18 protein-coding genes are annotated in these 22736 nt (G+C 41.0%); 6 read left to right on the forward strand and 12 right to left on the reverse strand.

Annotated elements, in window-relative coordinates:
* Positions 1–117 precede the first annotated feature (117 nt).
* Complete coding sequence (locus tag PHEP_RS16465) at positions 118–3042, reverse strand: TonB-dependent receptor (protein ID WP_036674205.1); 2925 nt, start codon at positions 3040–3042, stop codon at positions 118–120.
* Between the two features lie 188 nt (positions 3043–3230).
* On the opposite strand from PHEP_RS16465, the gene PHEP_RS16470 reads away from it, so the two are divergent.
* From PHEP_RS16470 to PHEP_RS16480, 3 genes are read left to right on the forward strand one after another with little or no spacing between them, the layout of a single operon-like run.
* Positions 3231–5666, forward strand: a complete 2436-nt coding sequence (locus PHEP_RS16470; RefSeq protein WP_015809114.1) for a penicillin acylase family protein — start codon at positions 3231–3233, stop codon at positions 5664–5666.
* Between the two features lie 4 nt (positions 5667–5670).
* Positions 5671–6021 carry a hypothetical protein gene (locus tag PHEP_RS16475; protein ID WP_015809115.1) on the forward strand — a complete coding sequence of 117 codons (351 nt, stop codon included), beginning with the start codon at positions 5671–5673 and terminating at the stop codon, positions 6019–6021.
* 27 nt (positions 6022–6048) lie between these two features.
* Complete coding sequence (locus PHEP_RS16480; RefSeq protein ID WP_015809116.1) at positions 6049–7032, forward strand: LuxE/PaaK family acyltransferase; 984 nt, start codon at positions 6049–6051, stop codon at positions 7030–7032.
* Positions 7033–7051: 19 nt separating this feature from the next.
* Here the strand turns inward: PHEP_RS16480 and PHEP_RS16485 are convergent, their stop codons facing one another.
* The 3 genes from PHEP_RS16485 to tyrS all read right to left on the reverse strand — a co-directional run bounded on the left by PHEP_RS16485 (position 7052) and on the right by tyrS (position 9369).
* Positions 7052–7504 carry an RES family NAD+ phosphorylase gene (locus PHEP_RS16485; RefSeq protein WP_015809117.1) on the reverse strand — a complete coding sequence of 151 codons (453 nt, stop codon included), beginning with the start codon at positions 7502–7504 and terminating at the stop codon, positions 7052–7054.
* Positions 7504–7983: a type II RES/Xre toxin-antitoxin system antitoxin gene (gene parS / locus PHEP_RS16490; protein ID WP_143715766.1), complete on the reverse strand. Its 480-nt coding sequence runs from the start codon at positions 7981–7983 to the stop codon at positions 7504–7506. Before parS ends, PHEP_RS16485 begins: the two co-directional genes overlap by 1 nt.
* A gap of 99 nt (positions 7984–8082) precedes the next feature.
* On the reverse strand, positions 8083–9369 hold the full coding sequence (gene tyrS, locus PHEP_RS16495) for a tyrosine--tRNA ligase (protein WP_015809119.1): 1287 nt from the start codon (positions 9367–9369) through the stop codon (positions 8083–8085).
* 103 nt (positions 9370–9472) lie between these two features.
* Here tyrS and PHEP_RS16500 point away from each other — a divergent pair, with 103 nt between their 5' ends.
* Genes PHEP_RS16500 through dapA form a run of 3 tightly spaced genes read left to right on the forward strand, consistent with a single transcriptional unit; the run spans position 9473 to position 13104 of the window.
* The gene (locus tag PHEP_RS16500; protein ID WP_015809120.1) at positions 9473–10147 is read left to right on the forward strand and encodes an ACP phosphodiesterase; all 675 of its coding nucleotides are present in this window, start codon (positions 9473–9475) and stop codon (positions 10145–10147) included.
* A 52-nt stretch (positions 10148–10199) separates the two neighbouring features.
* Complete coding sequence (gene ligA / locus PHEP_RS16505) at positions 10200–12212, forward strand: NAD-dependent DNA ligase LigA (protein ID WP_015809121.1); 2013 nt, start codon at positions 10200–10202, stop codon at positions 12210–12212.
* 10 nt (positions 12213–12222) lie between these two features.
* A complete protein-coding gene (gene dapA / locus PHEP_RS16510) occupies positions 12223–13104 on the forward strand; it encodes a 4-hydroxy-tetrahydrodipicolinate synthase (protein ID WP_015809122.1) in 882 nt (293 codons plus the stop codon).
* A 52-nt stretch (positions 13105–13156) separates the two neighbouring features.
* Here dapA and PHEP_RS16515 read toward each other — a convergent pair whose 3' ends face one another.
* The 8 genes from PHEP_RS16515 to PHEP_RS16550 all read right to left on the reverse strand — a co-directional run bounded on the left by PHEP_RS16515 (position 13157) and on the right by PHEP_RS16550 (position 22736).
* The gene (locus PHEP_RS16515; RefSeq protein WP_015809123.1) at positions 13157–13333 is read right to left on the reverse strand and encodes a hypothetical protein; all 177 of its coding nucleotides are present in this window, start codon (positions 13331–13333) and stop codon (positions 13157–13159) included.
* A gap of 259 nt (positions 13334–13592) precedes the next feature.
* Positions 13593–14834: an aminotransferase class I/II-fold pyridoxal phosphate-dependent enzyme gene (locus PHEP_RS16520; protein WP_015809124.1), complete on the reverse strand. Its 1242-nt coding sequence runs from the start codon at positions 14832–14834 to the stop codon at positions 13593–13595.
* A 164-nt stretch (positions 14835–14998) separates the two neighbouring features.
* Positions 14999–16633, reverse strand: a complete 1635-nt coding sequence (ftsZ, locus tag PHEP_RS16525) for a cell division protein FtsZ (RefSeq protein ID WP_015809125.1) — start codon at positions 16631–16633, stop codon at positions 14999–15001.
* A gap of 129 nt (positions 16634–16762) precedes the next feature.
* On the reverse strand, positions 16763–18124 hold the full coding sequence (gene ftsA / locus PHEP_RS16530; RefSeq protein WP_015809126.1) for a cell division protein FtsA: 1362 nt from the start codon (positions 18122–18124) through the stop codon (positions 16763–16765).
* 27 nt (positions 18125–18151) lie between these two features.
* Complete coding sequence (locus PHEP_RS16535; protein ID WP_015809127.1) at positions 18152–19096, reverse strand: cell division protein FtsQ/DivIB; 945 nt, start codon at positions 19094–19096, stop codon at positions 18152–18154.
* The gene (gene murC, locus PHEP_RS16540; protein ID WP_015809128.1) at positions 19089–20444 is read right to left on the reverse strand and encodes a UDP-N-acetylmuramate--L-alanine ligase; all 1356 of its coding nucleotides are present in this window, start codon (positions 20442–20444) and stop codon (positions 19089–19091) included. The genes PHEP_RS16535 and murC overlap by 8 nt, the downstream gene beginning before the upstream one ends.
* The gene (murG, locus tag PHEP_RS16545; protein WP_015809129.1) at positions 20444–21559 is read right to left on the reverse strand and encodes an undecaprenyldiphospho-muramoylpentapeptide beta-N-acetylglucosaminyltransferase; all 1116 of its coding nucleotides are present in this window, start codon (positions 21557–21559) and stop codon (positions 20444–20446) included. Before murG ends, murC begins: the two co-directional genes overlap by 1 nt.
* Positions 21560–21569: 10 nt before the next feature.
* Positions 21570–22736 carry an FtsW/RodA/SpoVE family cell cycle protein gene (locus tag PHEP_RS16550; protein ID WP_015809130.1) on the reverse strand — a complete coding sequence of 389 codons (1167 nt, stop codon included), beginning with the start codon at positions 22734–22736 and terminating at the stop codon, positions 21570–21572.

Here is a 22736-nt window from a genome sequence, read left to right on the forward strand (position 1 = left end):
GTACAACTAAGGTGTTAAAATTTCTATTAAAACCAAAGGATTATTATAAGATAAAATTGGGGCCGTAAAAAAGCCCCGACATTACTGCCAGGGCTTATCCTGTTTAAAATAAATGTTTTAAGGATTAAACGTATAGGATACATAATAAAGTGCACCTATTGCAGGGTTACCAAAAGAGGTAACGTAATATTTATTTAAAATGTTTGACCCCCCAATCTTGATCATCGAATTGACCGAAGGAACCTTTAGATTAACCTGGGCATCAAATGTAGAAAAAGCCGGCACATCGCCTACTACAAAAGAGGAGAACCAGTGATATTTACCCTGCCAGCGGTACTGAACATTGAAACCCACATTTTTAATGATCTCCCTGTTCGCAAGACCCAGGTTATAACGTATTTTAGGTGTATTAAAGTCATTGTCATAATCGGCCGGCAAATCACCGATCTGGTTATAGGAAACGTTTCCGCTCAAAGTATATTTATTCAACAAATAATCCAGCCCTAATGCTGCCCCATAAGTATTTACATTACCTGCTGCATTTACCGGCACACCATAACTTGTACCGCCCCTGAACAGTGTAATGGCAGTGATAAAATCTTTATAGGTATTGTAATATCCATAAGCATCTATCAGCAATTGTTTACTGATCAAGCCTTTATATCCCAATTCGTAAGATTGTACACTTTCAGGACGCAGCCCTTTGGCATCAAATGTATAGGGTACCAATAAACTTGGATCACCTGTATTGGTTGGGCTTGATGCTACAGAAGCCAGGTAAGCTGTATAATCTTTCCTTAAAACACCTTTATCGGCATACAGATTATATTTGTTCAAACTTCTTGGCAAACCACCAATAAGCCGTGTAGCTCCGCCAAGTACAGAAAGATCGATATATTGGTTTTGGGTAGTCGGATTGCGGTATCCTGTCTGATAAGAAGCACGGATGTTGTTGTTTTCGGCTACAGTGAGCACCCCTGTAATCCTTGGCGTAAACCTGCCTTCAAAATTTGTGCTCTTGTCATACCGCCCGGCAAAAGTCAGTTTAAACTTATCCTTAAATAGTTTCTTACCCAGCTGGGCAAAAGCTCCGTATTCATTGATGTTCAGGTCTTCGTTAAGGTCGTCAAAAATAGTTCCACCTGAACGCAGCTGATACAGCCTTGACGAAGCGCCAATCTGCAGTTCAACTACATTATTTAATGCATTGCTGAAGTTATACATCCCTTCATAATGATACAAATTGGTCTTATCGTCAAACCTTGCCCCATATACACTCTTTGAAGGATCAGTGAGATTGATATTGGTAGCACTGATGTTCGTATTCATGATTTGATTTTTGACATTTTCAAAGGCAACAGTTCCGGGCAAAAGACGTCCCCGTCCTGTGCTGTTTGCAGCTGTCCTGGCCGTTCCATGTGCCGCATCTACCGATTGGCCGCCCAACCGTGCACCTATAAAACTACCAATATAAGCCGGAAACCAGGTATTGTTGGGGCTTGCTACTTCATTAATAGACACACCCAAAACGGAAGAGATATAAGAATCACCAGATCGTTCCTGTGTGGTATAACCTCTTAAAAAGAAATCTTCACCTTTTAGTTCCAGTTTATACTGACCAATACTAAAGTTGCGCAAAGAATAGCGGTCGGCACCTGTATATACAGAAGTTCCACTTCCCCATGTTAGTTGCGCTATTGCTTCTATCGTACTGGTTATCTTATAATTAAATGAACCTGAAGCTTTTAAAGATTTTGTATTGTAATCTACCAGATCTGCTTCATTATAACCATCTCTGGAAATAGATTGGTTAGGTAATAATGCAGGGTAGGTAAGGCCGTAATAAAAAGGGAGATATTGATTGATAACTGCGGGACGAAGTGCAGCAGGCACATTGGTATTGATAAAATTTAAATAAACAGGATAACTTGATCCTGCGGGAACATTACCCAACGCAAGCCTCGGGTCGAATTGGTTGCCCGATGCCTGTAATATTCCAGCCCGGATTGCAGGCTCTATGCTTCCCTGTACCAGGTTGCGCATATTCTGGCTCACTTCATCGCCATAAACGTTGATACCATCATAGTTCGGGTCTGAATTTCTGTCTCCTGGTTTTAAAACATTATTTACCCGGTCAAAATTCCGGGAATCATTTCCGAACCAGTCTTTTGCCTGCAGATAAGAAAAGGTAGCTTTAAAACCAAAGCGGTTGTTCCAGGCTTTGGCCACACGCACGTCAAGCTGGTTAAACTGCTGTACTGCAGAATTGTCGTCATTTACATGGTTTACCCCAGTTTTGAACTGGAAACTCGCGCCCGGATACTTAAAGGGGTTCTTTGAAGTCATTAACAATGTACCATTGATTCCCCCGGCACCATATAAAGCAGAGGAAGCACCAGGCAGCAATTCCACATTGTCTATATCCAATTCCGACAAACCAATAATATTGCCCACAGAGAAATTTAATCCGGGTGCCTGGTTGTCCATTCCATCAACAAACTGATTAAAGCGGGTATTGCCGTTAGAGTTGAACCCACGGGTATTGATAGATTTAAAAGTTAAACTTTGCGTACTCGCTTCTACCCCTTTTAAACTGGTAAGTGCATCGTAAAAAGAAGCGCTGGGCAGTTCCTTAATTGCCGCAGCACCAATTCTTTCAATGGTTACGGGTGATTCCAGGATGCGTTCAGGAGTTCTCGAAGCTGAAATAACAACCTCCTGTCCCAAAATTGCCGTAGGTTCCAGTTCGGCAATCAAATCAGATGTATTACCGGTAATCTCCTGCTCTATTGATGCATAACCCAGGAAAGAAATAACGAGGACAAATGGGGGTTTCTGACTTGTACTAAACGAATATCTGCCATTTGCACCGGTAGCAGTGCCGCTGGTAGTGCCTTTTACTGTGATTCCAACACCTGGTATTGGTTGTTTAGTCTGCTTATCGGTAACCAAGCCACTAACCACGACACTTTGGGCATATACCGTAAATCCGGTAATAGCTAGCAAAAGTGTAAAAATCGCTTTTGTAAACATTTTCCTCATACGTTATTATATTTAGTTTGATTTTAACATAAACTTAATAAATTTTTTGATATTAACAAATTCTATTCGGTTAAATATTTCATTCACAAAATCTAATTTTCGTTGCATTTCAATTAAGTTTTGTGTTAAATTGCCATAGCAATAATTACAGCTGTTAAATTTATAAGACAATATACTTTCAACGAGTTATGATAAATAAAATAAAGGCTTTCATTTGCGTTTTAATCCCAATAGTGCTGGCTTATACACTTAATACAAAATTTGGAGACCTGCCACCCATTTTAAAATTTCTGAATCCCTTTACCGGTTTCTGGCAAAATGCCGAACGTACTGCGGTTAAAGCCCAAAATAAAATTGTCCTGAAAGGTGCGTATCAAAATGTTGATATCGCCTTTGACGATCGGATGATCCCCCATATTTTTGCTCAAAATGACCATGATGTATATTTTGCACAAGGCTACGTTACGGCCATGCACCGTTTATGGCAAATGGATTTTCAAACCCGTTTTGCCGCGGGCCGAATATCGGAAGTTGTGGGTAAAAAAGCAATAGAACTGGATAAATACCAGCGCCGGATGGGAATGGTTTATGGTGCTGAAAACTCCTTAGAGGGAATGATGGCCGACCCACAATCAAAAGAAATGATCCTGGCTTATACTGCGGGTATCAATGCCTATATACATTCTTTGTCCAGATCCCAGTTGCCTATTGAATATAAGATACTTGATTTTAAGCCGGAAGACTGGACACCCATTAAATGTGCCTTGCTTTTAAAGCAAATGTCGGCCGTTCTGGCCATGGGATCCGATGAATTTTATATGACCAACATCAGAAAGAAATTTGGCACAGATGTAGTAAAAGATCTTTTTCCAGATTATCCCTTCAAAGAAGATCCGATTATACCTGTTGGCACAAAATGGGATTTTACACCCCTGCCAATACCCCCAGCACCTGCCTTGTTTAACGAAGCAGTAACGGCAACAATAAAAACCAGGCAAAAAGAAGAAGGTATAGGCAGCAACAACTGGGCACTTTCGGGTGAAAAAACCGCTTCGGGTTATCCGATTCTTGAAAATGACCCTCACCTGGATTTAACCCTTCCTTCCATTTGGTACCAGATTCAGCTACATGCCCCCGGCTTAAATGCTTACGGTGTGTCCCTTCCCGGTGCGCCGGGCATCATTATTGGCTTTAATAAGGATATCGCCTGGGGGGTAACCAATGTAGCCGCTGATGTGCTGGATTTTTACCAGGTTAAATTCAAAGACGATACGCATAAAAATTACTGGTACAACAACCAATGGAAGAATACCAGCAGCCGACTCGAAAAAATTGTAGTCAGGAACGATAAAAATATTATTGATACGGTAATTTATACGCACCATGGTCCGGTAGTATATTTACAGAAAACAGATTTCCCCAAAGCAAAAAATATTCCTGTAGGCAACGCACTTCGCTGGATTGCCCATGAAAAATCAAATGAACTCAAAACTTTTTACTTGCTGAACAGGGGGAAAAATTATGCCGATTACCGCAAAGCACTTACCTTTTATACTGCACCGGCACAGAATTTTATCTTTGCTTCGGCCGAAAATGATATTGCCATTACTGCAAATGGCAAATTTCCGCTTAAATGGAAAGACCAGGGTAAGTTTATACTGGATGGCTCAGACCCTAAAAACGACTGGCAGGGATGGATTCCTTCTTCACAGAACCCTACCGTTAAAAACCCGCCGAGAAATTTTGTAAGCTCGGCCAACCAGAGTTCTACAGACCCAAGCTATCCTTATTATATCAACTGGGAGTTTAGTCCGTATGAACGCGGCAAACGCATTAACGACCGTTTAACAGCCATGAATAAAGCTACGGCCGACAGTATCATCAATATGCAAACGGATAGTTACAGCATTCATGCCCAGAATATCCTGCCTGCAATCCTGGTCATGGTTGACAAGAACAAACTCAACGCTACACAAAAAGAAGCACTTAGCATAGTTACTTCCTGGAATAAATTTTACGATGCAAAGTCACTGGCAGCAAGTGTGTTCGATCTGTGGACCAAACGTCTGCAGTTCAATATCTGGGATGATGAGTTTACCGTCAGCAATATCCCAATGCGGTACCCATCACGCGACAGGACCGTACAGCTCATCCTGAACGAGCCCAATTCTAAATGGATCGATAACATCAATACTCCTGTAAAAGAAACCTTGTCAGACTTAGTTAACGAAGCCTTCAGATACAGCTGCGACAGCCTGGAAAGAAAATATGGTCCAATAGGCAAATCCTGGGAGTGGGGTAACTTTAAGCATACCAATGTACCGCATCTGGCCAAAATACCGGGTTTCGGATCAAAAGTTTTGGTAACAGGGGGTGGAAAAATGACCATTAATGCATTAAGTGAAAGCAATGGCCCCTCATGGAGAATGGTAATTGAATTGGGTAAAACCCCAAAAGGACATGGTGTATTTCCAGGTGGACAATCAGGCAACCCTGGCAGCCCTTTCTATGATAACATGATCGATACCTGGGCAAACGGAAAATTGTACGACCTGTTCTTTATGCAGTCGCACGACGACCCTACTGCCAAAATAATTTCTCAGTTAAAAATATCAAAAAAATAGCGACATGGTTTTTATAGTAATCGTTATACTTTCTTTTTTGCTCCAAATGGTCTTACCCTGGTGGGTCATTGTTGTCATCTCGTTTGCTACCTGCGGTTTAATAGGCAAAACAGGTAAAATATCCTTATGGGCACCATTTTTTGCCATTTTGTTACTGTGGACAGGGATGGCACTTTTTAAAAGCCTGCCCAACAACAATTTGCTTGCAGGCCGTATTGCCGAAATGTTCGGTGTACAGTCCTGGCTTCTCATCCTGCTCCTTAGTTCACTACTTGGTGCTTTTACTGCCGGAGTCAGTGGCTATTGCGGCTACCATTTCAGGAAAGCCGTACTGATAAAGAAAACGAATTCTTAATTAAAAATTGTTGCGTATTTTTGTGGCGTGACTGATCTGACCCAACAAATTTTTTCTATCAGCAATACGCAGGAGTTTGAAAAAGCCAGCCTTGCCGTATTTAAGCACCAGGCCGAAAACTGTCAGGTATACAAAGCGTATATTGGAAACCTGAGAATAGATCCCTCAGGAGTTAGCACAACTGCACAAATACCTTACCTGCCCATCAGCTTTTTCAAAACACACGAAGTACTGAGTTCAACCGATCAGCCCGAAATTACATTCAGCAGCTCGGGCACTACAGGGATGGTTCAAAGCAAGCACCTGGTAACCCAGGTCAATCTTTACGAACAAAGCTTCAATAAAGCTTTTAAACAGTTTTATGGCGATATTGACAACACCTGCCTCCTTGCCCTTTTGCCCTCCTACCTTGAGCGGGATGGTTCATCGCTCATATATATGGTTGATGCCCTGTTAAAACAAAGCATGCACGGCGACAGTGGTTATTTCCTGCACAATCATTCTGAACTGTACCATAAGCTTCAGGAATTAAAATCAAGTCATCAAAAAACAATACTTATAGGGGTTACCTACGCCCTGCTCGATTTTGTTGAAGAATACAAGGTTGATTTTCCAGAATTGATTGTTATGGAAACAGGTGGCATGAAAGGGAAAAGAAAGGAAATGGTGCGTGAAGAATTACATCAGTTCCTGCAAAAGGGTTTTGGTGTTAATGCTATTCATAGCGAATACGGTATGACGGAGCTCCTTTCTCAGGCTTACTCCTATGGAAAGGGTATCTTTAACTGCCCCCCATGGATGAAAATCTACCTGCGCGACACCAATGATCCATTGAGTTTAGTTAGCAATAACAAAACAGGCGGCATCAATATAATAGATCTGGCCAATCTCCACTCCTGCTCATTTATCGCGACTCAGGACCTCGGACGTTTGCTTACTGATGGTTCATTTGAGGTCCTGGGCCGTTTTGACGACGCCGACATCAGAGGTTGTAACCTGCTTGTTAATTAGCACATAACCCACTGGTTAGCTAGTGTAAACGTTTATCGAATAAAAAGGGTTTACTATCGATGATCTTAACTTTGAGGGAGAGCGGATGGTTAACATTTAAAATATAATTGTATTCATCTTCTACAATTGCAGAGGGAACTTTTAACAACAAAGCCTCATTTGCCTTAGCAAAAGCATCGCCCCGCTTTTTCAATAAGGATGGGGAGGGGTAACTGTTCCAGTTTTTAGGCAACAACTCTTTTTCTATGGTTTGAATACTGCTTGCCGGAACATCAAAAATGGTAACACAAAAAGTTTCTGGGTCCTGTACTGTAGTTAAATGGGCCAGTACTTCCAGTGCAGCCAATGCCCTGCTGCTGGCAAGGTACAACACCGGAATACCTACACTGTTCCAGCGGCCACCAAATAATTTTGCTCCGGTGCCACTTACATCCAAAGCTCTTTTACAAAGCGAAATACGGTAAAGCAACATTAGCTAAAAACACCGTACTCTATACGGCCAAGGGTTTGCAAAATCAGTTCAAAGCCTATAGAAGTATCCAGCAGGTTTAAGGGAGCCTCACCGTTTAAGGTATAATTAGGGGTTTTCATCCAGTCGTTAAAGTTATCAATGGTACCAAAAACTTCAGTACCACGCTGGTATAACCTGGCCAGCTCTATGGCCTTTTCTGCATGTTCTGTTTTGATTAAAGTAGCAGGGGTATAACGTTGTAAAGTTCGTTCTGAAATGTGCATGATACCCGCTACCTCCTGTATGGTAAGCGATATTTGCTTTGCTAAACTTAACAACGCTTTTTTAGAAACGCCTTTACGTGCAAGGTTTAGCAAATCAAAATCTGTTGATGTGGCATAGCTGCTGCCCAATAAACCCACCAGTGAGGTTGGGTTCAAAGCCCCATAAGCTACTGCCGGTTCGGCAAGTTCAGTACGTGTTTCTGCTTTCTTTTTCATACCCATCAGACATTATATACAAATATAATACTTTTTGTCCGATAATCAAAGTTATCCTGCTCTTTTACCCAGCAGCAACCGAAAATGGTTAAGCGCACTTTAATTTGCAGTCAACAGGTAATAATTCTTCTTACCCTTCTGAACAACAATGAACTGTCCGTTTAAAAGATCAGTTGCACTCAACTGATCCGTCGGGTCTTTTAATTTTTCCTTATTTATGGATACGCCACCACCTTGTATCAGTTTCTTGGCTTCTCCTTTAGAGGCAAATACACTTGATTTTTCAGCCAGTAGTGTAGCTGCATCTATACCTTGCTCCAGTTCATCCTTTGAAATGGCAAATTGGGGAATCCCTTCAAATATCTCAAATACCTGTGCAACAGATAGGGTTTTAAAAAACTCCAGTGAGCCATTGCCAAACAAAAAATCTGAGGTTTTCAATGCTGTTTCCAGTGCTTCTTCAGAATGCGTTCTGATGGTGATATCTTCGGCAAGCGCCTTTTGCAGTATGCGCAGATGTGGAGCAGCATTGTGCTCATTTTCCAGCGTCTCTATCTCCTCTTTTGTTTTTAACGTAAAAATCCTGATCCATTTTTTTGTATCATCATCTGATGCGTTTAACCAGAATTGGTAAAACTTATAGGGTGATGTTTTTTCTGCATCCAGCCATACTGCACCACTCTCGGTTTTACCAAATTTTGTCCCATCTGCTTTTTTAATCAGGTGGGTGGTAATGGCATAAGCTGTTCCGGCATCTTTTCTTCTGATCAGTTCAGTTCCGGTAACGATATTGCCCCACTGATCGGAACCACCCATCTGGACCAGACAATTGTGATGTTTCCATAAATAATAAAAGTCATAACCCTGGATCAATTGGTAGCAAAACTCTGTAAATGACAAACCTGAATCTCCCTCAAGACGCCTTTTAACACTATCCTTTGCCATCATATAGTTTACCGTGATGTGTTTGCCGATATCCCGGATAAAATCAAACAGGCCCATATCTTTAAACCAATCGGCATTATTGATCATTACAGCTCCGTTGCCGGCAGCTTCAAATTTCAAAAATCTTGAAAGCTGACGTTTCATGCCTGCCAGGTTATGTTCAACCATATCTTCTGTTTGCAGGTTCCTTTCGGCTGATTTACCTGAGGGATCGCCTACCATTCCTGTTGCCCCTCCCACCAGTGCATAAGGCTTATGCCCCGCACGCTGAAAATGGATAAGTGTCATGATCTGCGTAAGATGCCCTACATGCAATGAGTCGGCAGTAGGATCGAAACCAATATACCCCGCAGTCATTCCTTCATTCAATTTTTCTTCAGTACCAGGCATCATATCCTGCAACATGCCTCTCCAGCGTAGCTCTTCTACAAAATTGGTCATCTTAATCTAATTTGTGCGCAAATATAGGAAAAGCTGGGCTATCCTTAAATTTGAGCGGTGGTTAAAAATGGCTTTTCGAACAAAAATTCGCTAATTTAGCCTTATGAACTTCCTATCCCATTTTTATTTTGAGCGAAATAATCCAGATGAAAATATGGTATTGGGAGTTGTACTGCCAGATTTCATAAAAAATGCACAAAAAGATTACAATCTATATCCGCTCAAGGTTAAACATCTTTTTAATGCGCAGGCACAGCAAATTTCTATGCTAAAAGGCTGGGAAAGACATATTGAGGTAGACCGGATTTTTCATTCCTCACATTTTTTTCAGTACTATACCAATAGCCTCAAACAGCTGATTGTTCCAATCTGCGAAGATAGCCCTGTTAAACCCTTCTTTTTGGCACATATAGGTCTTGAACTGATTTTAGATCACCTGTTAACTGTAAATGGGGTCATCAGCATTAATAGTTTTTATGAGCAGCTGGGCAAAGCCGACCAATCTGCTTTGGATGACTTTCTTCGTGCCTGTTCTTTAGATGATACAACAGTATTTTTTAAGTTCCTGAATAATTTCATCTCCAGCAGATATTTATTCAGTTACCAAAAAATTGAAAACATTTCTTATGCACTAAACCGGATCTGCATGCGCCTGTGGAATAACCCATTTACTGAGGCACAGCTGGCCCGGTTAACCCAGCAGCTGGAAATATTTAAACAAAGTATTCAGACCGATTACCTTTCTGTTTATAGTGATATTGAAAAGGAATTATCCTAAAAAATTCCCCTAAATCTAAATCAGCTGCTCAGCTAATTTGTATCTTCGCAATATGTCAGGATCTGAAGTAAAAACCAATATGGATGCCTTGGTTAAGGAGCTTAACCAGCACAGTTACAATTATTATGTTTTGGCAATGCCCACCATTGCAGATTACACTTTTGATAAAAAACTGGAAGAACTTGCACAACTGGAGCTTGCATACCCCGAGTTTGCAGATCCCAATTCGCCTACCCGGAAAGTTGGCGGCGACATTACGAAAATTTTCACCACGGTTCCGCACAAATGGCCAATGCTATCACTTGGCAATACTTACAATGAACAGGACCTCCGCGACTTTGATGAACGCATCAAAAAAGCCATAGGTGAAAGTTTCGAATATGTTTGTGAACTTAAGTTCGACGGACTTTCCATCAGCCTTACCTACGATGGATCAAAACTGGTTAGAGCAGTAACACGCGGAGATGGTGCCAAAGGCGACGATGTGACCGCCAATGTAAAAACCATAAATACTATTCCACATCAGTTAAAAGAAGGAGATGTACCCCCTCTATTTGAAATCAGGGGTGAAATTTTTATGCACCGTGCTGCCTTTGAAAGGTTAAATAAGGAACGCGAGGAACTTGGCGAGGTCCAATATGCCAATCCCAGGAACTTTGCGGCCGGAACCGTTAAGATGCAGGACTCTAAGGAAGTGGCCAAACGTCCCCTGGATTGTTTCCTTTATTCACTAAATACAGACAAAAATTATTTTAAAACTCATTGGGAAAGCTTACAGGCACTAAAGAGGTGGGGATTTAATGTTTGTGAACATACCAAACTGACCAATAGCATTGAAGATGTACGCTCATTTATAAAACACTGGGAGAACGAACGTTTCAAATTATCTTATGACATAGACGGAATTGTAATTAAGGTAAACAGCTATGCACAGCAACAGGAACTGGGCTTTACGGCCAAATCTCCACGCTGGGCCATTTCCTATAAATACAAAGCACAGGAAGTCGAAACCATTTTGGATAAGGTAACCTACCAGGTGGGCCGGACTGGTGCCGTTACCCCTGTTGCCAACCTGAAACCTGTACAACTTGCCGGAACAACCGTAAAAAGGGCAACATTGCACAATGCCAATGAAATAGAAAGGCTGGACTTACACGAGGGGGACAGCGTCTTTGTTGAAAAAGGCGGAGAGATCATCCCAAAAATCATGAACGTAAACCTGGATAAACGCAAGGCCGGGGCACTTAAGATTATATATCCTACCGTATGTCCGGAATGCGCTACGCCCCTGATCAGAAAAGAAGGTGAAGTGGCTTTTTACTGTCCGAATGATGAGGCCTGTCCGCCACAGATCATTGGAAAAATCCAGCACTTCATCAGCAGAAAGGCCATGAACATTGATGGCCTCGGCGACGAGACCATCGAAACCTTTTATCAGCGCGGATTAATTGCCCACATCAGTGACCTCTATACCTTACATGAAAAAGCAGAGGAACTGAAAACGCTGGAACGTTTTGGTGAGAAATCTATTGAAAATATGCTGCATGGAATTGAGCTTTCTAAGCAAATGCCCTTTGAGAAAGTATTATTTGGCCTTGGAATAAGGTATGTAGGTGAAACAGTGGCTAAAAAACTAGCTTATGGTGTAAAAAATGTTGACAAGCTTGCTTCAGCAAGCCTGGAAGAATTGACAGCAATAGATGAAATTGGCCAGCGTATAGCGGAAAGTATTATTGAATATTTTGGCAAAGCAGAACATTTACATCAAATAAACCTTCTAAAATCATACAATTTAAAATTTGAAGTCGCAGAAAATGAAATTACACTGCAAAGTGATAAATTAACTGGAAAAACATTCGTAATTTCGGGCGTTTTTGAGAATTATAGCAGAGAAGAACTCAAAGACATGATTGAAAGTAATGGTGGTAAGATTTTAAGCGGGATCTCTGCAAAACTTAATTATCTTGTTGCCGGAGATAACATGGGGCCATCTAAACTCGAAAAAGCGAAAAAGTTAAATGTCCCGCTTATTTCGCAGGAGGATTTATTAGAGCTATTGAAGTAAAGAATAAAAAATGAACAAATTTCACGGAACGGGAGTAGCATTGGTTACGCCTTTTAACGCAGATGGAACGGTAGACTATGATGGGCTAAACAGGCTCATCAATCATTTAATTGACGGAAAGGTAGAGTATCTGGTATCATTAGGTACTACAGGAGAAGCCTCAACTTTGAATAAAGAAGAAAAGAAGAAGATATGGGAATTTACTGCTGAAGTGAATAACGGAAGGCTTCCCCTTGTTGCAGGGATAGGTGGAAATGATACCGCAGAAGTGATAAACAGTATTAAAATCTTTGAAACAAATGGCTATGATGCCATTTTATCAGCCAGTCCATATTACAATAAACCTACCCAGGAAGGCATATATCAACATTATAAAGCAATAAGTGAAAGCAGCCAGCTACCTGTACTATTGTATAACGTACCAGGACGCACAGCCAGCAATGTAAGTCCGGAAACGACATGCAGACTGGCAGCAGACTGTAAAAATATCATTGGCACTAAAGAGGCTTCAGGTAGTTTTGATCAGTTTAACCAGATCATGCGCGACAAACCTGCTGATTTTTTATTGATCTCCGGTGATGATCCTGTAGCCATGCCTATGATCTCGTTGGGTGCTGTTGGTGTAATTTCTGTTATCGGAAATGCTTTGCCAAAACAGTTATCCGACATGATCAGGCTATCGCTTAAAGGTGATTACACTGCCGCATTACCTAAGCATCTGGATTTAATTGAATTTACAAGAATGATGTTTGCAGAAGGGAATCCGGCAGGTGTAAAAGCTGCATTAAAACAGTTGGGCGTGTGTGACGATTATGTACGACTGCCCCTGGTAGGGGTTTCTGATGGACTTAGAAAAGCCATTACAGCAGAAACAACCAGAATTACAGCATAAAAAAAACGCTCCGGGTTACCGGGGCGTTTTTTCATCAAAACAATTTAGCCGGTTAGCCTTTGTTTTTCGTGTCCTGAATCTCCAGACGGATAGATTGGGCAAGGTTTTTAAGGTCTTGCATACCTTTACGTACACGGGTTCCTGCGGCACTGTTTGCCTTGTTGTAGAATTTGTCTGCATCTGCTTCCAAGGCAGCAACAAGTTCCTTTACTTCATTAAATTTTTTCATCGTTAATTTACTCCTTTTAGTTTTTTAAGGTTTTGATTAATACTCTGTTACTAAAGTAAGATGTTTATTTTAATAAAAGAATTTTTACATTAACAAATAAATAGGCAAAAACCGTGTTTTTTTCCACATTATGCGGGTTTATAAACACTCAACCTTAATTTTAATATCACATCTTACTGATTTACAGTAGATTAAAAAACAACAAAAACAAAAAACGCCCTTTAAAAGCTATAAAGGGCATTTTTTGTTTTTATAAATATTATGCTATAGAGAACTGATTTTCTTTATAATAGCCGCTTTTCAGTTTATCTGAAACCTCGCTAAACGCATCCAGCGTACGCTGAACATCTTCCAGTGTATGAACGGCAGTTGGAATCAACCTCAGTTCAATCAAACCTTTAGGAATAACCGGATACACCACAATAGAACAGAATATCCCGTAGTTTTCACGAAGATCCATAGTTAAAGCTGTAGCCTCCAGCAATTCACCTTTCAGAAAAACCGGAGTAACCATAGTATTTGTAACCCCAAGATCAAAACCACGTGCTCTTAATCCTTTTTGAAGTGTAGTAGCCACATTCCATAATTTCTCTCTCAACTCAGGATTGTTTTTAAGCAGCTCCAGGCGTTTTAACAATCCTATAACCATAGGCATTGGCAATGCCTTGGCAAAGGTCTGAGAACGCATGTTGTACCTGAAAAAATTAGTCATTTCTTCTGTAGAGGCTACAAAGGCACCAATACCGGCCATTGATTTCGCAAAAGTGCCGAAATAAACGTCAACCCCATCAATACAATTCTGAGCTTCATGTGTACCGGCACCTGTAGGTCCCATTGTACCAAATCCATGCGCATCATCGATCAACAAACGAAAATTAAATTCCTGCTTTAAATCAACCAGTTCTTTTAACCTACCCTGTGCTCCAGACATACCAAATACACCTTCGGTAATCACTAATATTCCGCCACCACTTTGTTCAACAAGTTTCGTAGCTCTTTCCAGCTGCTTACGGGCACTGTCAATATCATTGTGCTTATACACAAAACGCTTGCCCATATGCAAACGCAAACCATCTATAATGCAGGCATGAGATTCCGCATCATATACAATAACATCATTTCTGTCAACCAGGCTATCAATGATGGAAACCATACCCTGGTAGCCATAATTTAATAAAAATGCATCCGGCTTACCTACAAATGCAGCAAGCTCCTGTTCCAGTTGTTCGTGGTACTTAGAGTTCCCCGACATCATTCTGGCTCCCATAGGATAGGCCATACCAAAATCGGCAGCCCCCTGGGCATCTGCTTTTCTAACCTCTGGATGGTTTGCTAAACCTAAATAATTGTTCAAACTCCATACCAGGTGCTCCTTGCCACGAAAGTTCATGTGGGGAGCTATATCGCCTTCTAATTTAGGAAATGAGAAATATCCATGAGACCATTTGTGATGTTGTCCTATCGGCCCCATGTGTTTTGCTATCTTTTCAAAAATATCCAATGTTATATGTATTTTAAGTTATTATTTTTTTGCAAAGTTAGTTTTAATATACCTGATATACAATAATCAGCGATTGCTGACCAGTAGTTGTAAAGCTGGTATATTGACACCAAAAAGCCTTAACAGGTTATTGTTAAGGCTTTTTATTTTATAATGATGATAAATTAATCAACATTATCGTGCAGGAAAGAGTTATTTGGTCTGATCTCGGTTGCCCCATCTTCATCGTTACTTAAAGTGAATCGGGAAACCTGTGATTCAGATGAATGCTGAACCTGCTGTAACTGCATTTGCTTACGTTTATAAGCAGGTTCATTCTCTAACTCCTGTAAACCATTACTGGTTCGCAGCTTCATGCTCAGGTCTTTCAACCTTAAAATTCTTTCTTTTGATTTTTTTAACTGATCTTCTATCGATTCATCGCTTTTATCATCATCAGCACCTGCCTCAATGATATCTTCTTTTTGTGGAACGGTATCATTGTTAAATACCGTTGCAGGTGTTTCAAATACAAAATCTGTTTCCGCAACCTTAATCTCGAATTCAAAACCGGCATCCTGTTGTGTTTCATCCAAAGGAGTTTCTTCCTGGATCAGCGCATGTTTTACAATTACATTTTCCGGCTCTTCAACACTGCGGTTCCTGTTCACATTGAACAGATCGCCAAAGAGGTCTGATTGTTTTGTTCCTTCCTTAGCTTTTAATACAGGCTCACTGGAAAAAGCAGGTACTTTAGGCTCAATAAAAGAATTAACTGGTTCAACCGGTCTAACCAAAGGGGCTTCCTCAGGTGTAAGCAAAGAAATCTTTTTAATATTCTTTTTCTCTTCATCACGCTGTTCAGTAGTTTGGAAACCGGTAGCAATGATCGTAACCGATAATTTATCTTCCAGACTTTCATCAATACAGTTACCCCAGATCAGATCTGCAGAAAGCCCCGCCTTGTCCTGGATATAATCTGTAATGATGGTCACTTCATCCATCGTTACCTCACGTAAACCCGAACTGATATTTAATAAAATATATCTGGCCCCCTCAATCTCACTATCTTTTAACAGTGGAGATGCCAGCGCACCTTCAACAGCATTTAAAGCCCTGTTCTCTCCATCGCAGGCAAAACTGCCCATGATAGATACCCCACTGTCTTTCATTACTGTACGTACATCTTTAAAATCCACGTTGATGTATCCTGGCACAGTGATGATCTCGGCTATACCTTTTGCTGCAGTGGTTAAAATGTCATCTGCCTGTGAAAAAGCAGAGCCCAAAGTAAGGTTACCAAAAATCTCACGTAACCGGTCGTTAGAAATAACGAGGTAAGAGTCTACATATTTTTTCAGTTCATCCAAACCATCATTGGCCTGCATCTTACGCCTTTTACCCTCAAAAGCAAATGGGGTAGTTACAATAGCAACAGTTAAAATGTCAAGTTCCTTAGCTGCTTTGGCAATAATCGGGCTGGCACCTGTTCCGGTACCACCACCCATACCAGCAGTGATGAACAACATTTTTGTAGTGCTGCCAAGCATTTGCTTGATGTCATCTATATTTTCAATCGCAGAATTCTTTCCTACTTCGGGTATCGAGCCCGCACCCATTCCTTCGGTAAGGCTTGCACCCAATTGTACCTTATTAGGAATAGGACTAAATTCCAAAGCCTGGGCATCTGTATTACAAATAATAAAGTCTACACCAGTAATTCCTTGACGGTACATATGGTTTACCGCATTACCACCACCGCCACCAACACCAATTACCTTGATGATTGATGACTTATCTTTTAACATTTCGAACTGCATATCTTTATGAATCAGTTATTTAAAAATTCGTTTTACCTGTTCATCTCTCTATGTAATATTAACACTTTTTTAACAGGCGTTTTCCACAAATGTTGAGAATGTGGAAAAATCATTCATTGTGGAAAAATATCAGGGTTTTATATAATCTTCGTCACTTACATTCATATCGTCTTTGATAAAATCTTTTGTTTTTGCAAGAAGTTTATCAAACAAGCCACCACCAGAACGTTTCGTTTTCTCTTTGGCATCCCTTGGTTTTTCTACAAAAACCCCTGGCTGCTTCATTTCTTCCAGCAGTTCTTCAGCTTTTTGTATCCCTTTGATCAGCAAGCCAATACTGGTGGCATACATCGGACTTTTCAGATCGTCATAAATGGTTTTTGGCATGTCATCATATTTAGACAGGTGCTCGTTCGGATATCCTACACGGCAGTCTAGCCCTGTTACATACTCCACCAACTGCGACAAGTGTTTCAATAAAGCACCACCCCCGGTAATCACCACACCACCAATCAGTTTTTTCTCATAACCTGACGATTTGATTTCATAATACACATGCTCAATGATCTCTTCCATACGGGCCTGGATGACATAAGCAAGGTTTTTAACCGAAATCTCTTTAGGCTCCCGGCCTCTTAGACCAGGAACACAGATAATCTCATTCTCTTTGTTCTCTTCAGCCAGCGCCGATCCAAAACGGGTTTTCAACAGTTCGGCCTGGTTTCTCATCACAGAACAGCCTTCCCTTATGTCTTCTGTAACACTATTCCCGCCAAAAGGAATAACTGCAGTATGACGGATGATACCTTCATGGAAAATAGCAATATCAGTGGTACCACCACCAATATCAACCAGCGCTATTCCGGCTTCTTTTTCTTCGTCGCTCAACACCGATTCTGAAGAAGCCAGTGGCTCTAATATCAATTCCTGAGTTTGTAACCCCGCATTGGTTACACACCTCATGATATTTTTTACTGCCGTAACCTGACCGGAGATGATGTGGAAATTTGCTTCCAGACGTACTCCAGCCATACCAATAGGATCTTTAACTCCCGGTTCGTTGTCAATTGTGAATTCCTGCGGCAATACATGGATAATCTCTTCTCCCGGTGACATCACCAGTTTAAACATATCGTCAATTAATTTATCGATATCCTTTTTGCTGATCTCCGTATTCAGCTCTCGGCGGGTAAGGATCCCTCTGTGCTGCAAACTCTTGATATGCTGTCCGGCAATACCTACATTCACAACGCGGATTTCGACATTAGATTGTCCGCTTGCCAGTTCAACCGCTTGCGCTATGCCCTGTACTGTTTTCTGAATATTAGAAACAACCCCACGGGTAACCCCTGCCGATTCTGCTTTCCCTATTCCTAATACTTCTATTTTCGCGTGCTGTGTTCTGCGACCAACGATCACGCAGATCTTAGTAGTACCGATGTCTAATCCGACTACTATTGGAGACTGAATGGTAGATTTTTCTTTGCCCATAACTATATCGATTTGTTGAGTTTATTATTAATTGTTTTTCCTGGTATCTGTTTTAATCTTTTCTTTTTTACCTTCCGTATTTCCTTCATCCTGCATTTCCTGGGCAATTTGCCTGCGCACTGCCGAATCAATGGCTACCTGATATTGCTTAGCTGTATCTATACGATCTTTGATCACCTTACCTGTTAAAGAATCTATTTTGTTCTTTTCGCACACAATCTGGTTCGTATATTTTACATTAATGGTCTTATAAGTATCCCAGCCAACTTTTGGCATCGCTTTCTTATAAAAAACCAATAAGTTTCTCATCTTGGTCTCCAGCGAATCGGCACTACCCAGAATAATGCGCTGATTTCCTACCCTCGGCACCAGCTCTATATCCTGTTTGTCATTTACATACAACTGTTCAATCTGTGCGTCCCAAAGTGTATCCTGTTTAATGAATAAAGCCACTTTATACAAATCACCGGCCAGTTTCGTAACCAATGTATCTACCTTACCACTAAAATGTTCAGGGATATTGCCATTGGCCACCAGCACATTTGCTGTAAAATTTGGAGAAACCGGCATTTTAAGTCCGTATTTATCCACATAATAATCCTGACCATTTGTGTTGATCAGCCTTAAAACAGGTTGGCGTTGCCTAACCTTAATTTGGATCACACCATTCATATCGGCATATACCGTTGCATAAGCAATATATGGGTTTGCAATGATATCTTTTTCAATTTGTTGCAGGTTAATATTGCTCAGGTGCCGACCTACCAATTTGCCTTGACTTTGTTTTAAAATGGCATCGATTTCTTCACGTTCTATAAAGTTATCCGCACCGGGAATTAGTATTTTAACATCAGTACAAACTACTGTTTTCTTTTTTCCATCCACAAAACTCATGAGCACAACAAGACCGGCCAGACAAATTATCCAGGCAAAACATTTAAAAACCGATTTCCAGTTAATCCTTTTAAACATCTCTCAAAATGGCTTTAAGTGGTTGTATCAATGTGTCTATATCTCCTGCACCTACTGTTAAAAGTAATTCAGGTTTTGTATTTTTTATCTCTTCTATTACTAAATCTTTTCCACATATCCTCTTGCTTTTCAAGGACATCTTATCCAGCAAAAACTGCGAATTTATGCCTGGTAAAGGCAATTCCCTGGCCGGATATATTTCCAGTAGCAGCAGTTCATCTACAGTGCTTAAAACTTTTGCAAATTCAGCTGCAAAGTCGCGTGTGCGTGTAAAAAGATGCGGCTGAAAGATGACCGTTAACTTTTTATCAGGATACAATTGTCGTACCGCATCAAAGCAAGCCCTTAATTCTTCTGGATGATGGGCATAATCATCAATATAAATGTGATCCGGCGTATTCACTATGTATTCGAATCTTCTTTTAACCCCTGTAAAAGAAGCTATTGCCGCTTTTATCTTATGGTGGTCAATACCCAGTTTAAGCGCTACAGCAATTGCGGCTACTGCATTCTCAACATTATGTTTGCCTGGCAGCATGAGTTGTATATCGCTGATCCTCAGATCAGTATCAACATAATCAAACACAAACTTCGAACCTTCTACCCTGATGTTTTGTCCCTTAATCTGTGAATCCTGTCCAACACTGTAACTGAGCCCGGCTGTCAAAGGAAGCCCCTTACGCACAAACAATGTGCCCTGTGGCTTTAACTGCTTTGCAAACAGACCAAAAGATTCATGCAGATGAGCAGCATCGCCATAAATATCCAGGTGATCTGCATCCATTGAAGTAATCACAGCCAGATCAGGGTGAAGTGTCAGGAAAGAACGGTCGTATTCATCGGCCTCAACTACAACGACGTTATTGTTTCCAATAATAAAATTGCTGTTATAATTACTGGCAATCCCACCCAAAAAAGCTGTACATCCATATCCGCTATCTATTAAAACATGGGCTACAATAGATGAAGTAGTGGTTTTTCCATGTGTACCTGCCACAGCTATACAAAACTGTCCTTTACTGATGATGCCTAAAACCTCAGAACGCTTCTTTAAAATAAAACCATTGTCTTTAAAGTAATTTAATATTTCGGAATTCTTTGGTATTGCTGGTGTATAAACAATCAGTGTATCGCTGTTATTTGCTAAAAAGCACACAGGCAATACAGCAGCATCATCAAGATAAGACACCAAAATGCCTTCCTGTTCCAAAGCAACAGTCAAATTTGTACGTGTTTTGTCGTAACCACAAACTACACACCCTCTTTTTGCAAAATACCTGGCAATGGCACTCATGCCAATCCCACCAATTCCCACAAAATAAACGCGCTGTATATGATTCAGTTCCATCAGTTCTTCCCCTCCTTTCCGGCAAGTAACATCACTTGCTTTGCAATACTGTCATCAGCATCTGGCAGGGCCATTTTGCCAATATTTTCTGCATACATTTTACTCCGCTCTTTATCATTAAGCAAATTCAAGGCTTCCGTTACCAGCGTATCCTCGGCCGACCGGTCGGCAATTAAAAGTGCAGCATTGTTTTTTACCAGTGCCATTGCATTTTTTGTCTGATGGTCTTCGGCCACATTAGGTGATGGCACCAGTATAACCGGCTTTTTGATCAGACACAATTCTGCGATAGTCCCGGCTCCCGCCCTTGAAACAATTACATCAGCAGCAGCGTAAGCCAGGTCCATTTTGTTCAAAAATTCAAGTATGCGGACATTAGGATGAAAATCTAAACCCAGTCGTTCTACAATACCTTTGTAATAAGATTTACCAGTCTGCCAGATCAGCTGAACATCTGCATCCAATATTTCAAGAATATGTTTTTCAATGCTCTTGTTTAAAGTTCCGGCGCCTAGGCTACCACCTGTAACCAGTATCGTTTTCTTCAAAGGATCCAGTTTCAGCAGCTCCGCACCGGCATAGTGCTTGTTTAAAATGTCCACCACATCCTTCCGTACAGGGTTACCTGTTTTCAGCAGGTTTGCCGCGGGAAAAAATTGTTCCATTCCGTCAAATGCCACACAAACCTTAGCTGCATTTTTACCAAGCCACTTATTGGTCATGCCGGCATAGGAGTTTTGTTCCTGTATCAGGTAAGGGATTTTTTTTACCGATGCAGCAAATAAAATTGGCCCTGATGCATATCCACCAACACCAACTACTACATCGGGTTTAAAATCAGCGATCAACTGCAGGGCTTTACGTATACTACCCATTAATTTAAATGGCAGACTTAAATTTTTGGTAATAGAGCCTCTTTGTATACCACTGATATTTAAACCGATAATTTTATAACCGGCAGCCGGAACCTTTTCCATTTCCATCCTGCCTGCAGCGCCAACAAATAAAATTTCACATCCAGGCTCCATGCGCTTTAGCGCATTGGCTATAGATATGGCCGGGAATATGTGCCCGCCGGTACCACCACCTGAAATAATTATCCTTGCTGGTCTCATTATTTTATATTTATGCCATTGCAGGTATTTCACCTACAATCACTTTTTTACTTCCTTTCTCCTCCACATCCCTGCTTACACTTAATATAATGCCAAATGCAATACTGGTAAACAATATTGATGTTCCACCCATACTTACCAGGGGCAACGGAACACCTGTAACCGGACCTAAACCAACAGCAACAGCCATATTGGCAAATGCCTGAATGGTTAAACTAAAGCTCAGCCCTGCCGCAAGCAATGCCCCAAAGGCTTTCGGGCTTTGGGTTACAATCCTTACACAACGGTACAATAGCACCAGGTACAGAACAATCATCATTACTGCACCAATTACACCGTACTCTTCCACAATAATGGAAAAAATAAAATCCGAATAAGGGTGCGGAAGAAAGTTCCTCTGTGTACTGTTTCCGGGACCTTTTCCAAAAAAACCACCTGTTGCCAGTGCAATTTTGGATTGATCGGCCTGGTAGGTCTTGTCTGAATGTTGCTGCTCCGGATGTAAAAACGATTTGATCCTTGATTCGTAAGTGGCAGCCCTTGGGCCCAGAAACACAATGAACAATAACAAGACAGAACCACCTGCACAAACCATCAGGATCTGCTTAATACTGATCCTTCCAATGATCAGCAGCAAAATACTTACCCCAAAAAGCATCAGTGCGGTAGACAGGTTTGCCCATGCAATGAGTGCAAACACTACACATACCGAGCCCATTATAGGGATAAAAGCCTTTTTTACATCTTTAATATTTTCCTGCTTCCTGGTCAGCATCCTGGCTAGAAAAGTAATCAAGGCCAGTTTAGCCAAATCGGATGTTTGAAAAGTCAATCCTATAACCGGAATTTTCACCCAGCGTGAGGCGTCGTTAATGTGCTCTCCAAACGCCGCAGTATAAAACAGCAGCGGAATGGTAATAATCATCAGGATCTTTGAAATCCCGGCATAATATTTATAATCCAGCAAATGGGCAATGTAGATCATACCAATACCCAGAATAACGAAAATAACATGTTTATACAATAAATACCGCTCTACCGTAACCCCTTTTTTATAGGCAATAGCACCAGTAGCACTGTACACTGTAAGGATGGAGATCATGGACAAGAGGATAATGATCAGCCAGATCCAGCGGTCTCCTTTTGTTTTATCTAAAATTGTATTTATTGCAATCAT

Source organism: Pedobacter heparinus DSM 2366 (assembly GCF_000023825.1).
In the GTDB taxonomy this organism is placed as follows: Bacteria; Bacteroidota; Bacteroidia; order Sphingobacteriales; family Sphingobacteriaceae; genus Pedobacter; species Pedobacter heparinus.

What these genes read in the sequence shown, in the direction of transcription:
- PHEP_RS16485 (WP_015809117.1), bottom strand. Translation starts at nt 7,504, where the DNA reads ATGTTGCTTTACCGTATTTCGCTTTGTAAAAGAGCTTTGGATGTAAGT.
- PHEP_RS16475 (WP_015809115.1), top strand. Translation starts at nt 5,671, where the DNA reads ATGGTTTTTATAGTAATCGTTATACTTTCTTTTTTGCTCCAAATGGTC.
- PHEP_RS16465 (WP_036674205.1), bottom strand. Translation starts at nt 3,042, where the DNA reads ATGAGGAAAATGTTTACAAAAGCGATTTTTACACTTTTGCTAGCTATT.
- parS (WP_143715766.1), bottom strand. Translation starts at nt 7,983, where the DNA reads ATGAAAAAGAAAGCAGAAACACGTACTGAACTTGCCGAACCGGCAGTA.
- PHEP_RS16515 (WP_015809123.1), bottom strand. Translation starts at nt 13,333, where the DNA reads ATGAAAAAATTTAATGAAGTAAAGGAACTTGTTGCTGCCTTGGAAGCA.
- ligA (WP_015809121.1), top strand. Translation starts at nt 10,200, where the DNA reads ATGTCAGGATCTGAAGTAAAAACCAATATGGATGCCTTGGTTAAGGAG.
- murC (WP_015809128.1), bottom strand. Translation starts at nt 20,444, where the DNA reads ATGGAACTGAATCATATACAGCGCGTTTATTTTGTGGGAATTGGTGGG.
- tyrS (WP_015809119.1), bottom strand. Translation starts at nt 9,369, where the DNA reads ATGACCAATTTTGTAGAAGAGCTACGCTGGAGAGGCATGTTGCAGGAT.
- ftsZ (WP_015809125.1), bottom strand. Translation starts at nt 16,633, where the DNA reads ATGCAGTTCGAAATGTTAAAAGATAAGTCATCAATCATCAAGGTAATT.
- dapA (WP_015809122.1), top strand. Translation starts at nt 12,223, where the DNA reads ATGAACAAATTTCACGGAACGGGAGTAGCATTGGTTACGCCTTTTAAC.
- PHEP_RS16535 (WP_015809127.1), bottom strand. Translation starts at nt 19,096, where the DNA reads ATGTTTAAAAGGATTAACTGGAAATCGGTTTTTAAATGTTTTGCCTGG.
- ftsA (WP_015809126.1), bottom strand. Translation starts at nt 18,124, where the DNA reads ATGGGCAAAGAAAAATCTACCATTCAGTCTCCAATAGTAGTCGGATTA.
- murG (WP_015809129.1), bottom strand. Translation starts at nt 21,559, where the DNA reads ATGAGACCAGCAAGGATAATTATTTCAGGTGGTGGTACCGGCGGGCAC.
- PHEP_RS16550 (WP_015809130.1), bottom strand. Translation starts at nt 22,736, where the DNA reads ATGATTGCAATAAATACAATTTTAGATAAAACAAAAGGAGACCGCTGG.
- PHEP_RS16470 (WP_015809114.1), top strand. Translation starts at nt 3,231, where the DNA reads ATGATAAATAAAATAAAGGCTTTCATTTGCGTTTTAATCCCAATAGTG.
- PHEP_RS16500 (WP_015809120.1), top strand. Translation starts at nt 9,473, where the DNA reads ATGAACTTCCTATCCCATTTTTATTTTGAGCGAAATAATCCAGATGAA.